Source organism: Peribacillus sp. CSMR9 (assembly GCF_033141925.1).
Lineage (GTDB): Bacteria > Bacillota > Bacilli > Bacillales > DSM-1321 > Peribacillus > Peribacillus simplex_A.
In genome coordinates this window covers 1-5120 of sequence record NZ_JAOPHO010000123.1, presented here as the reverse complement: position 1 = coordinate 5120, position 5120 = coordinate 1, and the positions used below count along the sequence as shown (strand labels likewise).

The 5120-nt window shown below is 36.0% G+C and carries 6 protein-coding genes; 2 read left to right on the top strand and 4 right to left on the bottom strand.

What is annotated here, in order from left to right; all coding sequences use genetic code 11:
* Window positions 1–132 precede the first annotated feature (132 nt).
* Window positions 133–429 carry a TIGR04104 family putative zinc finger protein gene (locus N9I19_RS23810; protein ID WP_125162383.1) on the bottom strand — a complete coding sequence of 99 codons (297 nt, stop codon included), beginning with the start codon at window positions 427–429 and terminating at the stop codon, window positions 133–135.
* A gap of 327 nt (window positions 430–756) precedes the next feature.
* On the opposite strand from N9I19_RS23810, the gene N9I19_RS25400 reads away from it, so the two are divergent.
* Both N9I19_RS25400 and N9I19_RS23800 read left to right on the top strand, forming a co-directional pair.
* Entirely contained in the window at window positions 757–1266 is a 510-nt protein-coding gene (locus tag N9I19_RS25400) for an APC family permease (RefSeq protein ID WP_411730891.1), read from the top strand.
* 194 nt (window positions 1267–1460) lie between these two features.
* Window positions 1461–1997 (top strand): Glu/Leu/Phe/Val dehydrogenase dimerization domain-containing protein, encoded by a 537-nt coding sequence (locus tag N9I19_RS23800; RefSeq protein ID WP_317779192.1) that lies wholly within the window; start codon window positions 1461–1463, stop codon window positions 1995–1997.
* 326 nt (window positions 1998–2323) lie between these two features.
* Here N9I19_RS23800 and N9I19_RS23795 read toward each other — a convergent pair whose 3' ends face one another.
* From N9I19_RS23795 to N9I19_RS23785, 3 genes are all read right to left on the bottom strand, one after another.
* Window positions 2324–2866: a PepSY-associated TM helix domain-containing protein gene (locus N9I19_RS23795; RefSeq protein WP_284471863.1), complete on the bottom strand. Its 543-nt coding sequence runs from the start codon at window positions 2864–2866 to the stop codon at window positions 2324–2326.
* Between the two features lie 223 nt (window positions 2867–3089).
* Window positions 3090–4010, bottom strand: a complete 921-nt coding sequence (coaA, locus tag N9I19_RS23790) for a type I pantothenate kinase (protein ID WP_061465949.1) — start codon at window positions 4008–4010, stop codon at window positions 3090–3092.
* A 175-nt stretch (window positions 4011–4185) separates the two neighbouring features.
* Window positions 4186–4479 carry an RNA polymerase alpha subunit C-terminal domain-containing protein gene (locus tag N9I19_RS23785; protein WP_317779191.1) on the bottom strand — a complete coding sequence of 98 codons (294 nt, stop codon included), beginning with the start codon at window positions 4477–4479 and terminating at the stop codon, window positions 4186–4188.
* Window positions 4480–5120 lie beyond the last annotated feature (641 nt).

The following is a 5120-nucleotide window of genomic DNA, read 5'->3' as shown; positions in this document are numbered from 1 at the left end:
TTAAGCTAACCACTACTACTGCCTTCATGGTTCGGGACTTTCACCCTATAGATTGCACCCATGCCGGGCGCACGAAAGAACTGCCTTAAAGACAGTTCCCATCTTAAGCTAAAGCACCCGATACTTGAATGACTACCACATCGGTTCATCCTTGTTACTTAGCTTATATATAAATGGCATCAAAATAAGAACCAAAGCATAAGCAACTATTTCAAAAGATAAGACATAACCTTTAGGTACCCCAAATGATATTGATGGTAAAATCAGTAAAGGTATAAATGAAAATAAGCTTAATTGGTTTCTTGATTTCTTGGAAACGTATTGGGATGAATCACAGGATGGACAACTTAACTTGTTTTTAAAGGTAAACATTTTAAAAAAAGTCTCTATCCAGCCCCATTTATAGCCACAGTGCTGACAGATTGGCATATGAAACGACCTCCTTTCAATTAAATTACATTATAAATTATACCATTTTTCCCTAAACTATCCTGATCACGTTAGTGGAAGATTTAAAGGTTCCTAACTAGGTGACCAAGAAAAACATCATTCCCGAACCCTGATTTGTTTGTACCTAACTTCTCCGTTAGCTCCATAAGAAAAAGAGCTGCCGGAGTGAACTGCACCCCAATTGTTAGACAACATCTAATAATCGTGGTTTTAGCAGCATTGATTCCATGGAGGAAAGTATGAGTAGTACAAAGTTCATTTATTGCAGTTTTTGACAGCGTAGGTATTCCGTTTGCAGCTGATATTATGAACCTCGTCATTTTAACGGCGTTGCTTTCTGTAGGGAATTCCGGATTATGTTCTCGTATGCTTTGGTCACTTTCGCAAAATGGTATGGCACCTTCAGTATTCGGGAAGTTAAATTCTCGAGGTGTCCCATTTAATGCAGTATTATTTAGTCTGCTTTTTTCCCTAGTATCTTTACTTACAAGTGTAGTTTCAGCAGAAACCATTTTTGTCGTCCTGCTTTCTGTAAATGGTCTAGCAGGTACAATCAGTTGGATGACCATCGCCCTATCTCAATACAATTTCAGGGGGCAATTTATTAAAACTGGTGGAGATGTGAAGGAGTTAAAGTACAAAGTTCCCCTATTTCCGCTAATACCCATTCTGTGTCTTGTTTTATGTGGAATTTCTATACTGTTTATGGCATTTGATCCGGCACAGCGTTCTTCCCTGGTAGTTGGCTTAGGCTTCATAGGGGCTTATTATCTTTATAATTTATACGTTACGGGAAAAGTATTAAAGATAAGATAATACTGAAGGAAGACCATGGAGAGGTAACAACACCCAAAAGTAGAGTATGAGAATAGGTTCAATTTTGGGTGCTGTGCAAGATTCTCTTAAAATTGGACTTACTGATAATACCAAACTAAAAGAGGTTCTTGAAATACACCTTAACTAAATTATAGGGGGCTATAAATTATGAAAAAACCTTACTTAGTCGTAGAGTGGAATATTGTGAAACAGAGGCAAAGGGTTGGTTAGTGGTGCATAACTTTGTTAAAGGGTACGCAGGAGGAGGCACAAGGATACATCCAACAGTGACAAGAGAAGAAGTAGAGCGATTAGCAGAGGCAATGGCCTATAAATATAACGCTTCTGAAAGTGTCACCACCGGAGGGTGTAAAGCAGGCATTTCTTACGATTATAAAGCCCCGGATGCGTATGAAGTTCTAAGAAGGTTTCTGATTGCGATGATGCCATATATAGATGTAGGAGTATCATTAGGTAGTGATTTAGGTACGAAGTATGAGGATGTACTAAGAGTATTTGATGAATTCAACATTGGAATACCTTTAACTAAATCTATGAAGGAAGATTTAAATGTTCAAAAAGGTATAAAAGACTTTAATGCTATGTTAGCTACAAAAATAGATTGCTTCCTTTTAAACGATGCTGTAACAGGCTACGGTGTAGCATTTTGTGCAGATGAAGCGTGGAAATTTAAAGGTGAGCCTACAGTCAGAGATTTGATTGAGTGTTAACTTAATTCACCTTTTATTTGTGGTCTTTTCTGAACTATCCCTATTCATTGAATATTAATATATGGAACCAAAACACTTCCAGCCCCATTTGGAAGTGTTTTGGCGTATTTACATTTCAGAAAACACCCATTCAATTTCTGAGTTTCCAGTTACGATTGATTTGGATCGTGCCCCCAAAACGTATGGTTTGAACCGAAATTGTATTGTTGGCTTTTCCATCTTCTAAAATATTGCCAGTTACTCTTACAGCATGATATGCTCCAATTCCTACTAAAAGCTAGGTGAGTAGGAATGGTTAGATTGAATGGAAAAGCTTTTTCATACGATTAAACCTCCAAATCTCTTGCTTTTTTTTTCGCCATTCGACGCTTATAAAGGGGAAAGCCAAACATATAATACCCTGAAAATGACAGCAGTATTAAAGATATACCTGTTATTGTGAGGATACTGTATCTATACCAATTACCAAAGAAGGATCCATCATGCAAAGTAATGAGGAAAGTTGAGTAATCCGGGTTTGTAGATAATACTTTTCCCGTACTCGCATCGATTTGAACACCTTGACTATTGTTAAAGCGAACCTGGTAAACATTTGCACTTGGTCTATATTCAATTCTAAATATATCTTCAACCGAGTCTACATTTGGAAGCCCCTGAGACGTAGCAATGGACACGACCCTGTCCATAGGTATCGATTGACTTGGACTCGCCTCTTTTCCCGTCCTTAACTCATCAGCCACTCCCAGTGGTATCATATAAACAAGCAAGAGGCCTGTGACTGCTATGAACATAAAAAAAACAGATAAAATTAATCCTGACCATTTATGTACTTTTTTGCTTAAATGATACAACTTTACAGATTTCGACATTGTTCCATCACCCTCCTTGACTTCAAAACAAATACAGAACCTAGGTTTAGTTTAAGTAAATAATATAAAGAAATTGTGGATCTATATCATTCTAAGCTCATAATTCAAATAAACTTACTGAACAAAACCTCCCTGCTTCCTTTTATACAATTTAGAAACAGATTGGTTATATTTAAAAGTATTAAAGTCTTACCTCATTCTTAATCCGTTATTAATAGCCATATCATTTTCGTAAATAGATATTTTCAACTTTATGATCTGATCCTTTTTTTAAAACTAGATTGGCCCGTCCTTTTGTCGGTAGTATATTTTCATGTAAATTTTTCAAATTGATTTCTTCCCAAATTTGAGTCGCTTGTTCAATAGCATTTTCTTTAGACAAGTTAGTATAGCGATGAAAATAGGATTCGGGACGTTGAAATGCAGTCTTTTGAAGTAGAAGAAACCTTTCAACATACCACCTTTCTATGTCAACTACGTTTGCATCAACATAGAGTGAAAAATCAAAAAAGTCACTGACGAATACTTGATTTTCTTTGTCAACTTGAAGAACATTAACACCTTCCACTATTAAAATATCTGGATTACAGATAGTTTGTACTTCATTTGACAAAATATCGTACGTTAAATGTGAGTAAATTGGAACTTCCACTTTATTTTTCCCTGCTTTTACATCACCGATAAGATTAATTAATTTTTGAGTATCATAACTTTCAGGAAACCCTTTTCTTTTCATCAATCCTTTTTCTTCTAAAGAGGCATTTGAATACAAAAAACCATCTGTTGTGACCAGGCCTACGTTTCTATGATTATCCCATCTAGATAATAATGTCTGAAGTAACCTTGCTGTCGTACTCTTTCCTACAGCAACACTCCCTGCAATTCCAATGATATAGGGTACTTTTTTAGCATTTGTTTTTAGAAATGAAGAAGTAGCAGTGTTAAGTTGCTGAGAAGCTTCGACATATAAATTAATTAAACGAGTCAAGGGCAAATAAATCTCTTCTACTTCCTGAATAGATATTTCTTCATTTATTCCTTTTAAGTCATCCAATTCTTCTTCATTTAAAGGAAGGGGAGTATGGTTTCGTAAAGATGCCCACTTTTTTCTATTGAATTCAAAATAGGGAGTATAGGAACTCATGCTTTTCGTTACCTCACTTTTTAGAGTTACTTTCAGTTTAACAAGGATGGTGCCCATAAAAATTCAGGAATAATCGATTCATAATCCCTTATTGACGTAAATCCCCCTGTGACTTGCGAAAGAAATTGAATGAAATATGCTCTAGGAGACATAAAATGCATTCCTTTCTTGGTGGTTAATTTTTGAATGATAACCCATTTGTCTGCAAAGCAGTCCTAAGTTTAGGCAAAGAAGCTGGTCCCATACCGTGAAATTTCAAAATCTCTTTTTCACTATATGTTGATAGCTGTTGCAATGAAGTTACCCCATTTTTTTCCAATGCCCGTCTGGCTGGTGCCGAGAGCAGTGAAAGAAATCCATTGTCAGGTTTCCGTTCTTGCTCACAAATAGGGCAGATCGGACAGTCGCTGGATTTATAGTATTTGTGTCCTTTGTTGCAAGTCCTTAAAATTATCTTTGAAGTTGTCATTTTTTCTGTCTCCTTTTCTCACTTTTTTGCCTTCTATCTTCTGCCAACTTTTCAATGGAATACTTAAAAGTACTAACATCATAGGTATATCACGCTAAGTATTAGTGGATATGTATTCACCCCGTTCATGATGTTATGTAATGCAACTAAACTCACTTATGAAGAAAGAAAAAGTTGCCTTAAGACCCGCTCAGATTTCAAGCCGGCACACCAGTTAATTGAACTAGGATACTATTTCACTAGTCAAAAAAACTATAAATAAGTAACTAAACATTGGCCATCGTAAAAGTAAAATCATATTTAAAAATCGAAAAGGACCATCCAAGCTGACAATAAGTATCTCGATAAAGCTAGTATATCTATTGCAATCAATCAACGGTTTACCAAGACCTATTATCCGGTAAAACTAGAATATTAAAAAATGAATATCGAATAGTTGTTCATAAATGGTTTGCTCCATAAATATAAAAGAACAGAGCAAAAATAACAACCTACTTAATATGCTACATAATGTGTCTAATGTGCTTCTCACTTTCTAATGTAATTAACTTGCCCCTTTAATGCATTAATCGAGTAGGAGGAGGCGCCTAGCCTCCGACCTCTCACACCACCGTACGTACCGTTCGGTATACGGCGGTTCA

Coding starts and splice junctions, on each gene's coding strand:
- N9I19_RS23810 (WP_125162383.1), bottom strand. CDS start 429: ATGCCAATCTGTCAGCACTGTGGCTATAAATGGGGCTGGATAGAGACT.
- N9I19_RS25400 (WP_411730891.1), top strand. CDS start 757: ATGAACCTCGTCATTTTAACGGCGTTGCTTTCTGTAGGGAATTCCGGA.
- N9I19_RS23795 (WP_284471863.1), bottom strand. CDS start 2,866: ATGTCGAAATCTGTAAAGTTGTATCATTTAAGCAAAAAAGTACATAAA.
- coaA (WP_061465949.1), bottom strand. CDS start 4,010: ATGAGTTCCTATACTCCCTATTTTGAATTCAATAGAAAAAAGTGGGCA.
- N9I19_RS23785 (WP_317779191.1), bottom strand. CDS start 4,479: ATGACAACTTCAAAGATAATTTTAAGGACTTGCAACAAAGGACACAAA.